The organism is Marinomonas sp. CT5 (assembly GCF_018336975.1).
Taxonomy (GTDB): Bacteria; Pseudomonadota; Gammaproteobacteria; order Pseudomonadales; family Marinomonadaceae; genus Marinomonas.
In genome coordinates this window covers 3,500,884-3,517,632 of record NZ_CP025572.1, presented here as the reverse complement: position 1 = coordinate 3,517,632, position 16,749 = coordinate 3,500,884, and the positions used below count along the sequence as shown (strand labels likewise).

16 protein-coding genes and 1 tRNA gene are annotated in these 16,749 nt (G+C 41.1%); 12 read left to right on the top strand and 5 right to left on the bottom strand.

What is annotated here, in order from left to right; genetic code table 11:
- The first annotated feature begins 68 nt into the window (after nucleotides 1–68).
- Together C0J08_RS16880 and C0J08_RS16875 are read left to right on the top strand one after the other, a co-directional pair.
- Nucleotides 69–1,382 (top strand): Na+/H+ antiporter NhaC family protein, encoded by a 1,314-nt coding sequence (locus C0J08_RS16880; protein WP_212653080.1) that lies wholly within the window; start codon nucleotides 69–71, stop codon nucleotides 1,380–1,382.
- Nucleotides 1,383–1,522: 140 nt separating this feature from the next.
- Nucleotides 1,523–2,413 carry a DMT family transporter gene (locus tag C0J08_RS16875; RefSeq protein ID WP_212653079.1) on the top strand — a complete coding sequence of 297 codons (891 nt, stop codon included), beginning with the start codon at nucleotides 1,523–1,525 and terminating at the stop codon, nucleotides 2,411–2,413.
- Here the strand turns inward: C0J08_RS16875 and C0J08_RS16870 are convergent.
- Nucleotides 2,410–2,991, bottom strand: coding sequence for a TetR/AcrR family transcriptional regulator (locus C0J08_RS16870; protein WP_212653078.1), 582 nt, complete (start codon nucleotides 2,989–2,991; stop codon nucleotides 2,410–2,412). The two genes, C0J08_RS16875 and C0J08_RS16870, sit on opposite strands and share 4 nt — an antisense overlap.
- A 93-nt stretch (nucleotides 2,992–3,084) precedes the next feature.
- On the opposite strand from C0J08_RS16870, the gene C0J08_RS16865 reads away from it, so the two are divergent.
- Nucleotides 3,085–4,272 (top strand): efflux RND transporter periplasmic adaptor subunit, encoded by a 1,188-nt coding sequence (locus C0J08_RS16865; protein ID WP_212653077.1) that lies wholly within the window; start codon nucleotides 3,085–3,087, stop codon nucleotides 4,270–4,272.
- A gap of 3 nt (nucleotides 4,273–4,275) precedes the next feature.
- Nucleotides 4,276–7,401 (top strand): efflux RND transporter permease subunit, encoded by a 3,126-nt coding sequence (locus C0J08_RS16860; RefSeq protein ID WP_212653076.1) that lies wholly within the window; start codon nucleotides 4,276–4,278, stop codon nucleotides 7,399–7,401.
- A 386-nt stretch (nucleotides 7,402–7,787) separates the two neighbouring features.
- Here the strand turns inward: C0J08_RS16860 and C0J08_RS16855 are convergent.
- The 4 genes from C0J08_RS16855 to flgA form a co-directional block, all read right to left on the bottom strand.
- A tRNA-Arg gene (locus C0J08_RS16855) sits at nucleotides 7,788–7,863 on the bottom strand.
- 81 nt (nucleotides 7,864–7,944) lie between these two features.
- Complete coding sequence (locus tag C0J08_RS16850) at nucleotides 7,945–8,424, bottom strand: flagella synthesis protein FlgN (protein WP_212653075.1); 480 nt, start codon at nucleotides 8,422–8,424, stop codon at nucleotides 7,945–7,947.
- 37 nt (nucleotides 8,425–8,461) lie between these two features.
- Complete coding sequence (gene flgM, locus C0J08_RS16845; protein WP_212653074.1) at nucleotides 8,462–8,776, bottom strand: flagellar biosynthesis anti-sigma factor FlgM; 315 nt, start codon at nucleotides 8,774–8,776, stop codon at nucleotides 8,462–8,464.
- A gap of 113 nt (nucleotides 8,777–8,889) precedes the next feature.
- Nucleotides 8,890–9,582, bottom strand: a complete 693-nt coding sequence (flgA, locus tag C0J08_RS16840; protein ID WP_212653073.1) for a flagellar basal body P-ring formation chaperone FlgA — start codon at nucleotides 9,580–9,582, stop codon at nucleotides 8,890–8,892.
- 139 nt (nucleotides 9,583–9,721) lie between these two features.
- Between flgA and C0J08_RS16835 the strand changes: the two genes are divergently transcribed.
- The 8 genes from C0J08_RS16835 (at nucleotide 9,722) to flgG (ending at nucleotide 16,749) form a co-directional block, all read left to right on the top strand.
- Nucleotides 9,722–10,651 carry a chemotaxis protein CheV gene (locus C0J08_RS16835; RefSeq protein ID WP_212653072.1) on the top strand — a complete coding sequence of 310 codons (930 nt, stop codon included), beginning with the start codon at nucleotides 9,722–9,724 and terminating at the stop codon, nucleotides 10,649–10,651.
- A gap of 57 nt (nucleotides 10,652–10,708) precedes the next feature.
- Nucleotides 10,709–11,545 (top strand): CheR family methyltransferase, encoded by an 837-nt coding sequence (locus tag C0J08_RS16830; RefSeq protein ID WP_212653071.1) that lies wholly within the window; start codon nucleotides 10,709–10,711, stop codon nucleotides 11,543–11,545.
- A gap of 211 nt (nucleotides 11,546–11,756) precedes the next feature.
- Complete coding sequence (flgB, locus tag C0J08_RS16825; protein WP_212653070.1) at nucleotides 11,757–12,149, top strand: flagellar basal body rod protein FlgB; 393 nt, start codon at nucleotides 11,757–11,759, stop codon at nucleotides 12,147–12,149.
- A 5-nt stretch (nucleotides 12,150–12,154) separates the two neighbouring features.
- Nucleotides 12,155–12,604, top strand: a complete 450-nt coding sequence (gene flgC, locus C0J08_RS16820; protein WP_212653069.1) for a flagellar basal body rod protein FlgC — start codon at nucleotides 12,155–12,157, stop codon at nucleotides 12,602–12,604.
- 10 nt (nucleotides 12,605–12,614) lie between these two features.
- Complete coding sequence (locus C0J08_RS16815) at nucleotides 12,615–13,319, top strand: flagellar hook assembly protein FlgD (protein WP_212653068.1); 705 nt, start codon at nucleotides 12,615–12,617, stop codon at nucleotides 13,317–13,319.
- 12 nt (nucleotides 13,320–13,331) lie between these two features.
- Entirely contained in the window at nucleotides 13,332–15,029 is a 1,698-nt protein-coding gene (locus C0J08_RS16810; RefSeq protein ID WP_212653067.1) for a flagellar hook-basal body complex protein, read from the top strand.
- Between the two features lie 141 nt (nucleotides 15,030–15,170).
- Complete coding sequence (flgF, locus tag C0J08_RS16805; protein WP_212653066.1) at nucleotides 15,171–15,914, top strand: flagellar basal-body rod protein FlgF; 744 nt, start codon at nucleotides 15,171–15,173, stop codon at nucleotides 15,912–15,914.
- A gap of 49 nt (nucleotides 15,915–15,963) precedes the next feature.
- Nucleotides 15,964–16,749 carry a flagellar basal-body rod protein FlgG gene (gene flgG / locus C0J08_RS16800; RefSeq protein WP_212653065.1) on the top strand — a complete coding sequence of 262 codons (786 nt, stop codon included), beginning with the start codon at nucleotides 15,964–15,966 and terminating at the stop codon, nucleotides 16,747–16,749.

Sequence of the window (16,749 nt, the reverse complement as noted above, 5' to 3'; positions counted from 1 at the left end):
TCATGCGCGCCTTTCTTCCCTACGACCAAAAGTTATAGGGTTAACTTACTCTGGAATCCTCAGACGATATGACTTCTAAATCCCCTCTGGCATTATTGCCATTATTCTTATTTCTCGTTCTTTTTGTGGGCAGCGGCCTTTGGTATCAGTCAGAAGGTGTGGATTTTGCCTTCTATCAGATATCTGCCCCTGTTGCTATTTTGCCGGCTATTGCCTTCGCGATTTTATTGGGGAAAGGGCACTTTAATCAGCGTATTGAAACCTTTATTCAAGGTGTAGGCGATAACACCATCATTACCATGGTGTTGATTTATTTGCTGGCTGGTGCGTTTGCTAGCGTGGCTAAAAGTGTTGGTGGTGTGGATGCAACGGTTAACTTTGGCTTGAGTGTTGTCCCGCCTTCATTGTTGTTACCGGGTTTGTTTGTTATCACTGCGTTCGTTGCGACATCAATGGGAACGTCGATGGGAACCATTGCTGCAATTGCTCCCATTGCGATTGGTGTCGCTGAAGCCGCTGATTTGCCTTTACTGCTGACTGTGGGGACGGTTATTGGTGGGGCAATGTTTGGTGATAATTTGTCGATTATTTCGGATACCACGATTGCTGCAACGCGAACTCAGGGCTGTGACATGCGCGACAAATTTCGCATGAATTTTAAAATCGCTATGCCTGCGGCTTTAGTGACTCTAGTTTGGTTATTTTTCCAAAGCAGTGATGCGCAAATTACAGACATTCAAGACTATGATCTAATTCGTGTGTTGCCATATGTCGTGGTTTTAGGTTTAGCCGTCGCGGGTGTTAACGTCATGTTGGTGTTGTTTAGTGGCATTGTTTTAGCGGGTGTCATTGGCTTAACACTACAACCAGAGTATTCAGTGGCCACTTGGTCTGCTGATATTTATGCTGGTTACACTGGTATGCAGGAAATTTTGATTCTTTCTTTGTTGATTGGAGGTCTTGCTGCCTTAATGAAATCCCAGGGTGGCTTAGATTGGCTAGTGGGGTCTATTGAACGCATTAGTAAATCACTTGGGGCTAAAGCGGGTTCAACACGAGCTGGTGAGTTAAGTATCAGTGCTGCCGTTGCTTTAACTAATTTGTGTACAGCGAATAATACGGTATCAATTTTGATTAATGGCTCTGTCGCAAAAAATATCGCCGAACGCTACAATGTCGACCCGAAACGCAGCGCTAGTTTATTGGATATATTTTCTTGTGTGGTACAAGGAATTTTACCCTATGGTGCGCAAATCTTATTGGCATCTTCTTTGGCGAAAGTATCGCCATTAGAACTGGTCGGTTATGTGCAATACAGCTGGTTACTAGCCGTTGCTGCTTTGATTTCTATTTTTATTGCTTGGCCAAAAGGAGTTAAATAGTCCCTAGTTAGGTAGGATAAATATTTTATTGAAAGCCCATGCAATCTGCATTATCTGCGGTTCTGTGGGCTTTTTTTGTTATGTCTTTTAGTCCGCTTAAGACTCTAATTTAATTAGTTATTTTCTCGTAAGGAAAGCTCTTGAAACAGGGTGCTCATTTTAAAGCCGAATTAATACTGGTACTGGTGACTATTTTGGCTGGTTTTGGCTGGATTTTTTCTAAGGAAGCATTAGCCGGCTTACCGCCACTTTTTTTTATGGGAGTGCGCTTTATTGTTGCTGGCTTTGTTTTGTTTCTTGCGGGGCAGAAGTACTTTCGAGGTCTAGATTGGCAAAATGTTAAACAAGCTAGCCTAGTAGGTTTAGTGATGGGCATCTCTATGATGTTTTGGGTCACAGGATTAGATCAAGGCTCAAACTTAGGGGTAGGGGCTTTCATTACTAGCCTTGGCGTGGTTCTAGTTCCTGTTGTTGCTCGTTATATGTTTGGGGCTCGTCCACCACTGAGTATTTGGGTTGCTTTGCCAATTGCAGTTATTGGCTTGGGCTTTTTAGCACTGAACAATGGGATGAATTTTGAATTGTCTCATTTGTATTTTTTAGGGGCGGCGATAGGTTCTGCATTTCAGCTAAATTTGTTGTCTCGTTTTTCTATGCGCATGCATGCCTTGGTGCTAACTGCCATTCAGCTAACGGTAGCTGGTGGTTTTTTATTGTTTCTATCTTTATTAACTGAGTCATTACCGTACAGTGTCAGTATGGCTGTTGGTGGGTGGTTTTTGCTTAGTACTTTGGTAGCAAGCAGCCTGCGCTTTTTTTTACAGACCTATGGGATGAGTTTGACTCCTGTGAGTCATGCGGCCGTTATTATGAATTTGGAGCCTGTTTGGACGGCGATTTTTGCAGTGATCTGGTTTAGTGAGTCGATGGCATCTGGGCAGATTTTTGGCTGTGTGTTGATTTTTATCGCTATGGTGGTGAGTCGATGGCCGCAAATTCGAGCGATTTTTAAACCATCTAAATCCATTTAGTTAAAAGTATCTGGCAGAATGTTGTTGAGCGTTTGGTGATATATTTTGTATGTTTCTTTGCTAAAAGGCCTCGTTTGGAAGTCCCAACGGACCAAAAGCCCTTCTGCTAAGGTTACTAGCATTTCAATACGCGCGATGGCTTCTTTTTCTGTTATTTCAGGGTAACGTGCTGTTAGGATGACAACCGCTCGCTTTTGCAGTCGAATATGTGATTCACGATAAATTTTGGCAATCACTGGATTGCGAGTCGCTTCAGCCTGAATTTCTGTGTGCATGATTCTCATATTATGAGTTTCTTGGCTTTCTTCAGAAAAATGCCTTTTTAGCCAATCCTTCTTATCTAGAAAAGAGGACATAAACTGTAATCTTTTTTGCGTAAGCTGCTCTACTAATGCACAGATAATGTCATCTTTATGGGCATAGTAACGGTAAATTTGACCCACGCTTAACCCTGCCGTTTTTGCAATTTCACTCATGCTTGCTTTATGAAAACCTTTCGTTAGAACGTGTTGCTCCATGGCATCAATAATGCATTGTTTTCGCAGGTCGTTATTGCATGGTAGTTTAATAGTTCTCATTTATTTGCACGATTTGTCATATATTAGGCGTATTGCTTATATTATAGTGCCTGTGAATGATCATTCTCAATATTTTGAAAGGAAGTCTCCTCAATGTTGTCTAAATTTAAATTTGCTTCAAGTATATTGCTTGTTTTGTTGCTGGTTGGTTGTCAGGAGGAGTCCCCTAAGTCAGCGGCAGCCCCATCTGCTCCCCCTAAGGCTCAAGTAGGTGTTGTAACTATTGAGCCTAAAAAAACAGATTTAATTGCGGAATTACCAGGACGAACTACATCAAGTTTGGTTGCTGAAATTCGTCCTCAAGTGGGTGGAATTGTAAAGAAGCGCTTTTTTGAAGAAGGTCAAAACGTTAAGACCGGTGACTTGCTTTATGAGTTAGATGACTCCACTTATGTTTCTTCTTACAACCAGGCTCAAGCTGATCTAGAGTCTGCTAATGCCAGTCTTAAATCGGCTCAGTTAAAAAAAGAGCGTTACACTCTACTTCGAAAACAAAATAATGTGTCTCAACAAGATCTAGACGATGCAGAAGTTGCTTATTTAGAAGCTAGGGCAAAGCAAAAAGGCTCTGAAGCTGTCTTAGAAAATGCCAGAATTAATTTAGGCTATACCAAAATCAAATCACCAATTGATGGCCGAATAGGTATCTCTCGAGTGACGGTAGGGGCCTTGGTAACGGGGAGCCAAGCAACGGTAATGACAACCGTTCGTTCATTGGATCCTATCTTTGTTGACTTATCCCAAACCAGTTTAGATCAGTTGAAGCAACGTAATTTTCTTGCTCAGGATGACGTTGTGAAAGGTTCTAATAAGGTGTCTTTGATTCTTGAAGACGGTACTAAATATCAATACCAAGGTAGCTTAAAAGCCAGAGAAGTAAGTGTTGATGAATCCACTGGTAGTGTGACTTTGCGTGCTGAGTTTCCAAACCCAGATAACCTTTTGTTACCCGGTATGTTTGTTCGTGGTTTGATCCATGAGTTAACACATAACGCAGCACTTCTTGTGCCTCAACAAGGGGTATCTCGTGATGTGAAAGGTAATCCCATTGCTTTGGTTGTTAACGATAAAAATGTGGTTGAACGTCGTGTTTTAACCGTCGAGCGTGCCATAGAGAATCAATGGTTGGTTCTTTCTGGAATTAAAGCGGGCGAGAAAGTGATTGTTGAAGGTTCAATGAAGGCAAAGCCAGGCAATGAAGTAATAACCGTTGCGATGAAACGAGACAGTAAAACGGGTGCTATTGTCGACGCCAATGGTTCTTCAGCTCAAGGGAATTAATCTATGTTAGCTCACTTCTTTATAAATCGTCCGGTTTTTGCGTGGGTAATTTCCATTGCAATTATGCTGGCAGGTATTGGTGCGATAACGACCTTACCTGTCTCTCAGTATCCAAATGTAGCACCACCGACCATTAGTATTTCTGCAACCTATTCAGGGGCGTCAGCAAAAAACGTTGAGAATAGTGTGACTCAGGTTCTAGAGCAGCAACTGACTGGGTTGGATGGATTGTTATATTTTTCATCTTCTAGTAGTTCAAGTGGTCGTGCCAGCATTAATGTTACTTTTGAGCAAGGTACGGATGCAGATATTGCTCAAGTACAGGTTCAAAATAAGATTCAGCAAATTACCTCTAATTTGCCTACCTCTGTACAGCAAAATGGTGTCACGGTTAGAAAAGCTAACTCAGACTTCTTGATGGTGGCGGCTGTTTATGATGAAACCGATAAAGATACTGCTAATGATATCTCTGATTTTTTAGTATCGAGTATTCAAGACCCTGTCTCCCGCGTTGATGGCGTGGGTAGTATTCAGGTATTTGGTGCTGCCTATGCAATGCGTGTTTGGTTGGATCCACTAAAACTTGCCTCTTATAAGCTGATGCCTTCTGATATTGCAGCGGCTATTAATGCGCAAAATACGCAAGTGGCAGCTGGCAGTCTTGGAGCTTATCCAATTATTGAAGGGCAAGAACTCAATGTTACTGTCACCGCTCAATCAAAATTACAAACAGTGGAACAGTTCAAAGACATTATTCTGGCTTATGATGATAGTGGGGCAACGGTTCGCTTAAGTGATGTTGCGAGAGTTGAGCTTGGTAGTAAGTCTTATGGTTATATACCACGTTTAAATGGCCATCCTGCTTCCGGTGTTGCCGTGATGCTAGCACCTGGCGCTAATGCGTTGTCGACATCTGAAGCCGTTAAAAAGACGCTGAATGGTTTATCCAATAGTCTGCCTGAGGGCTATAAGTTTTCTTTCCCTGTTGATAATACGGATTTTATTCGAATTTCTATTGAGGAAGTGGTCAAAACCTTGTTTGAAGCCATCGCCTTGGTAGTTATTGTTATGTTCATCTTTTTGCAGAATTGGCGTGCAACGCTTATTCCTGCGATCGCAGTGCCAGTGGTCCTGTTGGGGACTTTTGGTGTGCTGGAAGTGTTCGGTTTTTCCATAAATACCTTAACGATGTTTGGGGTTGTGCTGTCTATCGGTTTGTTGGTAGATGACGCCATTGTCGTAGTAGAAAACGTCGAGCGCGTTATGGAAGAAGATAAATTGTCACCGAAAGAGGCGACGATTAAATCCATGAAAGAAATTACCAGTGCCTTAATTGGTATTGCGGTCGTTTTGTCTGCGGTATTTTTACCGATGGCGTTCTTTAGTGGCTCAACAGGTGTTATCTATCGTCAGTTTTCGATCACGATTGTTGCGTCGATGGTTTTATCTGTTGTGGTGGCTTTAACCTTAACGCCTGCCTTGTGTGCGACTTTGTTGAAAGCAAATCACGAGACAGGCAAAAAAGGGCTTGGTGGTTGGTTCAACCGTAATTTCGATCGCTTCACCGGTAAATATTTTAACAGTGTGAGTAGTATTGTTAAAAAGCCTGTTCGCTGGATGGTGGTTTACGGGCTAATAGTTGCGGGTCTTAGTGGTCTAATGATGAATTTGCCATCTGGCTTCTTACCGACTGAAGACCAAGGTCGAGTGATGGTCATGGTGTCTTTACCGGAAGGGGCATCTATGTCTCGAACGGATAAAGTCATGCGTAAGATTGAGACTTACTTTTTAGAAACTGAGAAAAAGAATGTGAATGACATTTTTACTATCTCAGGTTTTAACTTTATGGGTAGTGGGCAAAATGCTGGTTTAGCCTTCATAGCGTTAAAAGATTGGAGTGAGCGTGTTGGTCCGGCTAATAGTGCCAGTGCTATTGTCGGACGATCTTATGGTGCTTTTGCTGGAATACGGGATGCACAAATTTTCTCTTTGATACCGCCATCGATCCAAGGTTTAGGTCAAAGTAGTGGTTTTACTTTCCAGCTACAAGCTACAGGTAATACGGACCGTGAAACCTTATTAGAAATGCGTAATGCTTTGCTTAACGATGCAAATGCTAGTCCATTGTTGACTGGGGTGCGTTTGGGGTCGCAATCAGAAGGGCCGCAGTTGCATATTGATATTGACCAAGAAAAAGCTTCTGCGCTTGGTTTGTCGATGACAGATATTAGCTCGACTTTGAGCAGTGCTTGGGCTGGTCGTTATGTTAATGACTTTATCGATCGTGGTCGAGTGAAGACTGTGTATATGCAAGGTGAGGCTGAGTACCGTTCTGCCCCTGAAGATCTTCAGCATTGGTATGTTCGCGGTAACGACAACACCATGACGCCATTTTCTGCATTTGCTAAGAGTGAATGGACCTATGGACCGAAAAGCTTGAGTCGTTTCAATGGTTTAGCCTCTTATGAAATTCAAGGCTCTGGGGCGCCTGGTGTGAGCTCTGGGGCGGCGATGGATGAACTTCAGCGTGTGACAGATAGTTTGCCTGGTGTAATGGGCTCTTGGAGCGGTTTGTCTTATCAAGAACGTTTATCAAGTGGGCAGACTCAATTGCTTTACGCTATTTCTATTCTTGTCGTATTTTTATGCCTTGCTGCACTATATGAAAGCTGGACTGTGCCGTTTTCTGTGATCTTGGTTATTCCTCTTGGGGTAATTGGTTCTGCAGGTGCTGCGCATTTACGTGGATTGGAGAACGATGTCTACTTTCAGGTTGCTCTGTTGACGACAATTGGTCTTTCGTCGAAAAACGCTATTTTGATTGTTGAGTTTGCGGAAGCCGCCTACCGTCGTGGTGTAAATGTCTGGGATGCCGCTACCCAAGCTGCTCGTTTGCGTCTACGGCCTATTATCATGACATCTATGGCGTTTATGGTGGGAACCCTGCCGTTAGCCTTGTCTTCCGGTGCTGGTGCAAATAGCCGAATTTCAATTGGTTCTGGTATTGTGGGTGGTACGTTAACAGCGACTGTTCTGGCAATATTCTTTGTACCTTTATTCTTTGTTATCGTGCGTCGTATTTTCTCGAAACGACCAGAAGCTTTATCGAGCAATGATATCTCAGAGTAATTTGTCATTTAGTTGATAAAAAAGGAGCCAAGTAAGTTATGCTGCTCACTTAAGAGGGAGCTGCATGATGATATAGTGGATATCTTGTCTTTGTCTTCTTCACCACGCGAGGCCTAGTCCTATTAGGCCTCGCTTTCTTTCACTTAGAAACAATCTTTGACCGTTTCACCCCAAAAAAGAACTACCTCTGACATTCACTAAAGAACTTGATCTTCAGGTAGGCGTCGTAGCCTGATATTGGTTTTGAAGAAAGAGTTAATGCGGACTCAGTTAAATGATTTGAAAATGGGTGGAGTTGATCAATATTAAGAAGTAGCTGCTGAATAGATAAAAGCCTTAAGTGAACAGTATTAGCTTTTGAGTTCTTTTTTTATGGTTTTTTGAAATGGTGTCCCCACCAGGACTCGAACCTGGAATAGCTGCTTAGGAGGCGGCCGGTATATCCTGTTTACCTATGAGGACGTATTATTGAGTGGGATTTATACCTTAATTAAGGAGAAAATACAAATGAAATCTTAGTATCGCATTGATTTTTATGACTTTTTAAGCGCGGCCGAGGGTGTGTTTACTACTGACTGGGCGAGTAGAGCCTCTAGAAGTATAAACCTTATTTTTATTGTTATGGCCTTGAAGAAGCTCATAAAGATGCTTATTGCGTTTTTGCAGGGTGTTTAAGATGCGTGCATTTGTATTGTTTTTAATTTTACAGTTCTGAAGTAGGGCTTCACAGTCTTTCATTAAAAGCCTAATGTCATCCATTGAGCTATCTTGTTGACTAAGCCAATCTTTAAATTCTTCTTCAGTAGGGTTTTTCCTATCGACAATGTCAAATTTAATGAGAATGTTGACTCTTTTCTCATTAAGAAGATTCATTTCGTCGAGGAGGGTTTGTTTTTGGTTGGATAGCTCGATTATTGCCTCACTATCTATTTCGCCATAAGCTAGTCTTTCTTCATCAAGAAGCAATGAGAGTTTTTGTAAAATCTCTTTGCTTCTGACAAATATAGGGGCAATAGGAATCATAAGGCAGATCGCTTTAAGGCTGTATATTTAGTACAGCCTAGAATAGCGAATCCATAGAGGCCATGTTATTTGCAAGTTTTTGAGTATCGATTTTGTACTCGCCAGCTGCAATGGCACTTTTGATTTTCTCTACCTTATCCATATCTACATCAGGCAAACTATTAATTTTAGATTGCTGAGTTTGTAGTGTTTGTGCCGCTCCACTTAACTTCACAGTATCTTCCGCAAGGGTTCCACCGCTTTGAACAGCGTTATTTTTTGCTGTTGTATTGTTAGCAACATCATCTTTTTGCGATCGCTCACTTTTGTTGATGGTGCTTTGATTTGATAGACCTGAAAAATGTATTGCCATTGGGTTTTCCGCCCTGATTATGATTTGCCTGTCTATGTTGTCGGCTGAGTTTATAAATACTTTAGTACAAAAAACACAAAAAGAGAATTTATAAGTCGCCTATCACTATTTGATCAATAGTTTACAAGAACCTCACTGTCAGTTACAACTTTGGCGTATATAATTCGTCCAGAACTGGCGTTTTTAACTCGAATCTGTTGATTTTTTACGCCGTTTTCTAGGGCGATGCCATTCATTTTAACTATAATTGTACCGCTTCTTGCTGTTATTAGTACGGAGTCGCCTTTTTTGACAAGTGTTGGAGGAGTCGTTAAAGCGTCTGTAATAAAGGTGTTTATGCGTAAATTCCGTGATGCAACAAGGCCGTAGGGTGGGTTCTTCTCGGTGAAAATATGTCCTCTTAAACTGGATATATCCACTTCGCCAACATCTGTGTTTGATTTGCTGATGATTTGTCCTCTGTTGATAGGAGTGATGGCTTTAATAGCGGGAAGCATAATGGTCTGAGTGACAGGAACATAAGATTTCCAAATTGGCGACTCGCAACTGATTTCGTAATTAGTTCGTTTTGTTGCTTCAGGTCTTTGATTGCTGATTTGTATTGATTTGTTATCGCAATCAGGTAGGTAATTGAGAGCTGCACTATTATTTAGGGAAATGTTAATGGTGGCATTAGGGTAAATATCTGACAACCGAGGTATTTCTACTTGGTTGATGTAGCGATGGATTTGTTCTTCAACTGGGGTGGCAAATAATAAGCCTGCTTGGAAACAAAAGAAGGCTATGCTTAGCCTTGTAATTCGCATGATTTGTTCTCTTTGTTTATTATTACGTGATAAATAAGATAGTTAGTAAAAAAATTAAAATCACTTTATCATTGGATGATACATTTTAACAATTTGAGGTTATACCTCAGTATAATGTTTACACATTTTGGAGGCGTTTATGGCTGGAGTTCTGGATACTGTTAACCAACGTACACAGCTCGTAGGGGAAAATCGACTAGAATTGTTGTTATTTCGCTTAAATGGTAAGCAAATATACGGCATTAACGTCTTTAAAGTAAAAGAAGTGCTTCAGTGTCCTAAGCTAACAACTATGCCTCATAGTTCTCCTGTGGTAAGAGGTGTTGCCCATATTCGTGGTGGTACCATTCCCATCTTAGACTTAGGGTTGGCAACTGGTGCAAGTCCAATCGAAAATATCAGTCAGTGCTTTGTCATTATTACGGAATATAACCGCAGAATTCAGGGCTTTCTGGTTCGTGGTGTTGAACGTATTGTTAATATGAATTGGAGTGATATTCAGCCACCGCCAAAAGGGTTATCGAATGACAACTACTTAACTGCAGTTTGTCAGGTTGAGAAAGAGATGGTTGAAATTATTGATGTTGAGCAAATTCTTTCTGAAGTGGCTCCTATGCGTCAAGATATTTCAGATGGTATTGTCAATTCTGGTGTAACTGAAAATGCTCAAAAGCATCACATATTAATTGTGGATGATTCTTCTGTAGCACGTAAACAGATTAAACGTTGTATGGAACAGGTTGGCTTTGCTACTACTGTGTTATGTGATGGTCGTGAAGCACTAACTTATCTTCAAAACATGGTTGCTGAGGGTAAGGATGTAACGACAGAGTTTTCTATGGTGATTTCGGATATTGAAATGCCAGAAATGGATGGCTATACCTTAACAACCGCAATCCGTAACGATAGCCGTTTACAGGACTTGTTTATATTACTCCATACTTCACTTAGCGGTGTGTTTAACGAAGCAATGGTTAAAAAAGTAGGAGCTGATGGATTTTTGGCTAAATTTCAGCCGGATGAATTGGCTAGATTGGCAATTGAAACAGTACAGGTACAATCTGAATAATTTTGTTTTCTAATACCTGTATTTTTAATAGTTGAACCTGTCACTTATGGAGTTTTAATGCTCAGTAGTACAAATGCAATTACACCTAATGGCTATGTTAGGTTTCGAGATTATCTACAGAAGGTTTGTGGAATCTCATTAAGTGACAATAAGCAATATTTGGTTGCGAGTCGCCTTGGTAAAATTTTAGAGAGAGAGGGGTTCTCTAAAATTGAGCAATTGGTAGACGCATTAGAGCGGTTAGGTGGTTCTAAGTTAAAAGAAGAAGTCATTAATGCAATGACAACGAATGAAACGCTTTGGTTTAGAGATTCTCATCCCTTTACAATTTTAAGAGATAAAGTTTTACCAGAGATGAAGGTTTCACCGTTAAGGATTTGGTCTGCAGCTTCTTCTACAGGTCAAGAGCCTTATTCTATTAGTATGGTTATTGAGGAGTTTAAGTCTTCTCGTCCTGGTGTTTTAAAAGCGGGTGAGAAGATAATAGCGACGGATATTTGTACAAATATTCTCCAGCATGCCAAGCAGGGAGAGTACGATAGTTTAGCCATCGCTCGTGGACTTGGAGCGGACTTACAGCGTCGCTACTTTGATAAAGTAAATGATCAGACTTGGAAGATTAAGCCAAACTTGAGTTCTCGTGTTGAGTTTAAATATTTGAACTTAATCGACTCTTTTTCAATGTTAGGCAAGTTCGATGTTATTTTTTGCAGAAATGTACTGATTTATTTTACTGTGGATCTAAAGTTAGACATTCTCAAAAGAATGCATGCTTCATTGAAGCCTGGGGGCTACTTGTTTTTAGGTGGTTCAGAGGCTTTGAGTGGATTGTCTGATTATTTTGAAATTGTTCAATGTCACCCGGGAATAGTCTATAAAGCAAAAGCTTTGTAACTTGTAATCCAATACTCTTTAGTTCATTCCTAGAGCTCGTCTAACTCTGTTAGGCGGGCTTTTTTGTTGTCTTTATACTATCTTTTTTATTGCCGCTTTTTGCCGTTTATTGTTTTTATTTTCTTAACTTTATGATTTTTATGGTTTTTTTATTTTGGCATCATAATTGCTTTATCTTTTCCAAGGTAGATTGTTTTTTATTGAGGATTAAATGGCTATATCTTTCGCAAGTGCATTTGCAGGACATGATAAAACGTTAGAGTTTAGAAGTGCTAGAGCGGCTGTCCTTGCAAACAATATTGCTAACGCTGATACACCAAATTTTAAGGCGAGAGATATTTCATTTGATTCCTATTTGAATAAAGAGCAAAGCCGATTGCAACTAGCTGAAACGAATCCTCGTCACATTCACGCAGAAGGTTTTGCTGGTGAACCAGATGGGTTGCTATATCGAAATGCTAGTCAACCATCATTGGATGGAAACACGGTAGATATGCAAAGAGAACAAGCTGAATTTGCTCAGAACTCTCTTCAGTTTGATACGAGTTTTATGTTTTTGGACCGAAAAATTAACGGTATGAAAAAAGCGCTTGCTGGGAATTAATAACGATGTCATTGAGTAATATTTTCACTATATCAGGATCTGCAATGAGCGCCCAAACCGTACGTTTAAATACGGTCGCGAGTAATATGGCGAATGTTGACAGTGCGGCTAGTTCAGCGGATCAAACTTATCGTGCGCGCAAGCCTGTGTTTTCAAAAATGATGAATGACAGCATGCGTCAATATGGTTGGGGGAATGCAACCATCGATAATAGTGGTGCTGGTATTGGTGTGAAAGTGGATGGCATTGTGGAGTCTGATGCTCCATTGCAACCAAGATATGAGCCGGATCATCCTATGGCAAATGAAGATGGTTATGTGTTTTATCCAAACGTAAACCCAATTGAAGAGATGGCCGATATGATGTCAGCTTCTCGATCTTTTCAGACGAATGTAGAAATTATGAACTCAGCAAAAAGTATGATGCAGAAAATGCTCACGCTTGGGCAGTCATAGGAGCTGACAGATGGCAAATATATCTGATACGAAAGGCTTAAGTGGATTAATTTCCCAGTATGGAACGGATGCTGCAAAGTCGAAAGCTGGAATTGAAAAACCTGAAGTTGCAAAAGATGAGGCCGCTTTAGCAGACCAGAATGTCTTTTTGAAGCTCTATATTGAGCAGCTTAAAGGGCAAGATCCAACAGCTCCTCAAGATACGAATGACATGGTGGCTCAAATGTCACAGTTTAGTTCGTTAGAGCGATTGACCAGTATTTCTGATCAACTGGAAAATATGGCAACGTCATTGACGTCTAACCAAGCACTTAGTGCTTCTACTCTGGTTGGTAAGTCTATTTTATTAGATGGTAATAAGACTAATGTGACTGACAATGTAGAGGGTGTACAAGTTAGAGCTGTTATACCTGAAAATTCACAGTCGGCGTCGTTAAAAATATTTGATGCAGATAATCGTCTTGTTCGTACTGTGCCTTTAGATTCCGGCGAGTATAAATGGGATAAGTTGGATGATGACGGAAATATATTGCCGTCTGGGGAATATCGTTTTGCCGCCTCATCAACGGATGAAAAAGGTGAGGTTTCGACAGCAAGTATTCAGCTGCCAGCGCGGATTCAAGGTGTCACCATCAATGGTGAAAATGGCACTGTGTTGAATGTAGAAAACCACGGCAAAATCAAACTCACGAATGAATTAGAAATATTAGGGTGATTGGAGAATATTATGGGATTCAATACTGCACTATCTGGCATTAAAGCGTCTGCCGATTATTTAAGTGTTACCGGTAATAATATTGCCAACGCCGACACGACAGGCTTTAAAAAGTCTCGCATTGAATTTGATGACCTTTATAACACTAGTGTGTTAGGTGCCGGAAGTGGCAACAGCATTGGTTCTGGTGTGAGTGTTAGTAAAGTGTCGCAAGAGTTTGCACCAGGGAACTTATCTTATACTGATAACAATCTTGATTTGGCGGTTGATGGATCAGGATTTTTTGTGTTGGACGCTGGAGTTTCTCAGACCTACACAAGAGCAGGGAATTTTAAGCTGGATGAGAGTGGCTTTTTGGTAACAAATACAGGAAGCCATGTTCAGGGGTTTAATGCGGTAGATAATGTTGTAGGCGGGAATTTAGAAGATTTAAAAATTCCGACGGATCGAATTGCACCAGAGGCAACAACGTCCATGGAATTGAAGGTGAATTTGAACTCAGACAATAAAGATGTTCCTGCTTACATTAAGGCTGACTTTGATCCAACCAACCCCGATTCCTACAATTATACTCAAACACAAGGTGCTGTTGATGCGAATGGTCGAACTCACGTTGTGACTTATTATTATTCGAAGAGTGAATTGCCAAATACCTATCAAGTTCATGTTACGGTGGATGGTAATTTAACCGATGATACTGGTGTCCCGTTTATGGGGGAAACCTACGCCACTTATAATACGTCTGAGGGTGGTGTGGATTATAACGGTGACGGTATTCTTGAGCAGCCGAATCAGCTTCTTTATCTTGGTGCTGCAAAACCTGGTGCCGCAGATATTGCTGCAATGACGCAAGCCCCCATAACTATCAATGGTACGCTAGGCGGAGTGGCTATTACTTCAACGCTTGCTCCTACTGAAGTTCGTGATAACAGCTCTGTTGCTCGTGATGAATTTGACCCTTTAAATGTTGATTCTTACAACTATGGTAATACTCGAACAGTATATGACTCTGTGGGTGGTGCGCATACTTTAGGTTATTACTTCATTAAGCAGGGTGAAAATAATGATTATGAGTTGCGTGTTACTTTGGATGGCAAAGAAACTTACACAGACCCATTGACCGGAAATGAAACTCGCTTTTTGAAAGAAAATACATCAGTAGGTTTTGATGCTGCTGGTAACTTGCGTGGAACATATCGCGGTTTACCTCCTTATGATGTCCCTCAGCCAATCAATTTAGAAATAACGGGGATTGATCCATCCAATCGAGGTAAGGTTACACCTTTAGACTTATTTGGATCGACTCAATTCGCTTTAGAAAATACCGATACTTTTGATCAAGACGGTTTTGCTGCTGGCGAGCTTCAGGGGGTTTCTTTTGATGAGGATGGTTTGTTGGTGGCAACCTATTCTAATCAACAAACGGCAACACTTGGCCAGATAGCGTTGGCAAACTTTGATAGTACCGACGGTCTTATTCCTAATGGTCACACTGGCTGGCTAGCTAGTAAAGGTTCTGGACCAGCTGATATTGGTCGTCCAAATAGTGGTACCTTGGGACGAATTCAAGGTGGTGCATTAGAAGAATCAAATGTTGATCTAACCGCTGAATTGGTTGCTCTGATTGAGGCTCAGCGGAATTATCAAGCAAATAGTAAAACATTAGAAACCGAAAATACGGTCACTCAAACGATTATAAATTTACGTTAATTTTCTGGAGAGAGAAGATTTCATGCCGGAGCAGCCTCGCTGTTTCGGCATTTTTTTTGCCTTTTTACCGGCGCTATTTAAGTTGGTACGTTTTTTGATAGTAAAAGGTTAATTAGAGTGGACTCTTCTAGGGGAATTAAAGTGGATAAGGCCTTATATTTGGCAATGAGTGGTGGTGTTCAGACCATGAATGCTCAAACAATACACGCTAACAATTTGGCAAACGTAAACACAACAGGCTTCCGTTCTGATTTTGAACAAGCCCGTTCGATGCAGGTATATGGCGACTATTACCCTAGCCGTGTATATGCAATGACAGAAAATCCCGCTACTCGTTACACTCAGGGAGATATGATTCAAACTGGTCGCAATCTTGATGTAGCTGTTGCCGGTGATGGCTTCATTGCCGTTTATGATGACAGTGGGCAAGAAGCGTATACACGAGCTGGAGACTTGCAAATTAATGCCGCAGGGCAACTAGTAACAGGACGAGGTTTGCCTGTTGCCGGAGTAGATGGTCCTATTTTTCTTCCGCCTGTTGATAGTATCAATATCACCGAGGATGGTTCTATTTCTATTGTTCCTCAGGGTGGAGCAAATAATGAAGTAGCGGTTCTTAATCAAATTAAGCTAGTGAATCCAGATAAACAGAATTTACGCAAAGAAGAAGATGGATTGATTCATACACGCGATGGCCAACCGCTGGATATAAACCCAAATGTTAAACTAGCAAGTGGTTTTATAGAGGGAAGTAATGTTAATGCCGTTGAAGAGATGACACACATTATGAACCTAGCTCGTCGTTTTGAAATGAATGTGAAGATGATGGATACCATTCGCAATAACGCCGATTCTTCCGCTCGAATACTGCAGCGCTCATCTTAAAATCGTTGAGTAAACACACAGAATAAATGATATAAATTTAGAGGCTTTTATGAATTCAGCATTATGGGTCAGTAAAACCGGTTTAAGTGCCATGGATAAGCAATTGAATGTTGTAGCCAACAACTTGGCAAACGTATCAACAACCGCGTTTAAAAAAGACCGAGCGGTATTCGAAGATCTTATGTATAAAACCGTTCGTGCGCCAGGCGGATTAAGTGCTCAAAATGCAGAGCTGCCATCCGGTCTTCAGCTAGGTACTGGTGTAAAAGTAGGGGCTTCGCAAAAAGACTTCTCAAATGGTGATTACAATATGACGGATAGGCAGCTCGATATTGCTATCCAAGGTAAAGGTTTTTTACAAGTGTTACAGCCAGATGGCACCATTGCTTATACCCGTGATGGTAGTCTTCAATTAAACAGTCAGGGGCAGCTTTCGACATCAGGTGGTTTGGTGGTTGAGCCTGGTATTCAGATTGACCCAGATGTCATTGAAATCATGATTGCGGAAGATGGTATTGTGTCGGTTCGTAAGAATGGTGATGCCGATGCTCAGCAGGTTGGTGCGATTAATATTGCCGGTTTTGTTAACCCAACTGGATTGAATTCAGCAGGGCAGAATTTATTTACAGAGACAAATGCTAGTGGGCCGCCTCAGGTTGGGGTTCCTGGTACAGATTCATTAGGTACGATTGGTCAAGGTATGCTAGAAGCATCAAATGTCAATTCTATTGAAGAATTGGTTAATATGATTACAACGCAAAGAGCGTATGAGATGAATTCTAAAGTGATCGCATCGGCAGATGGCATGATGAGCTTTGCGATACAGCAGCTATAG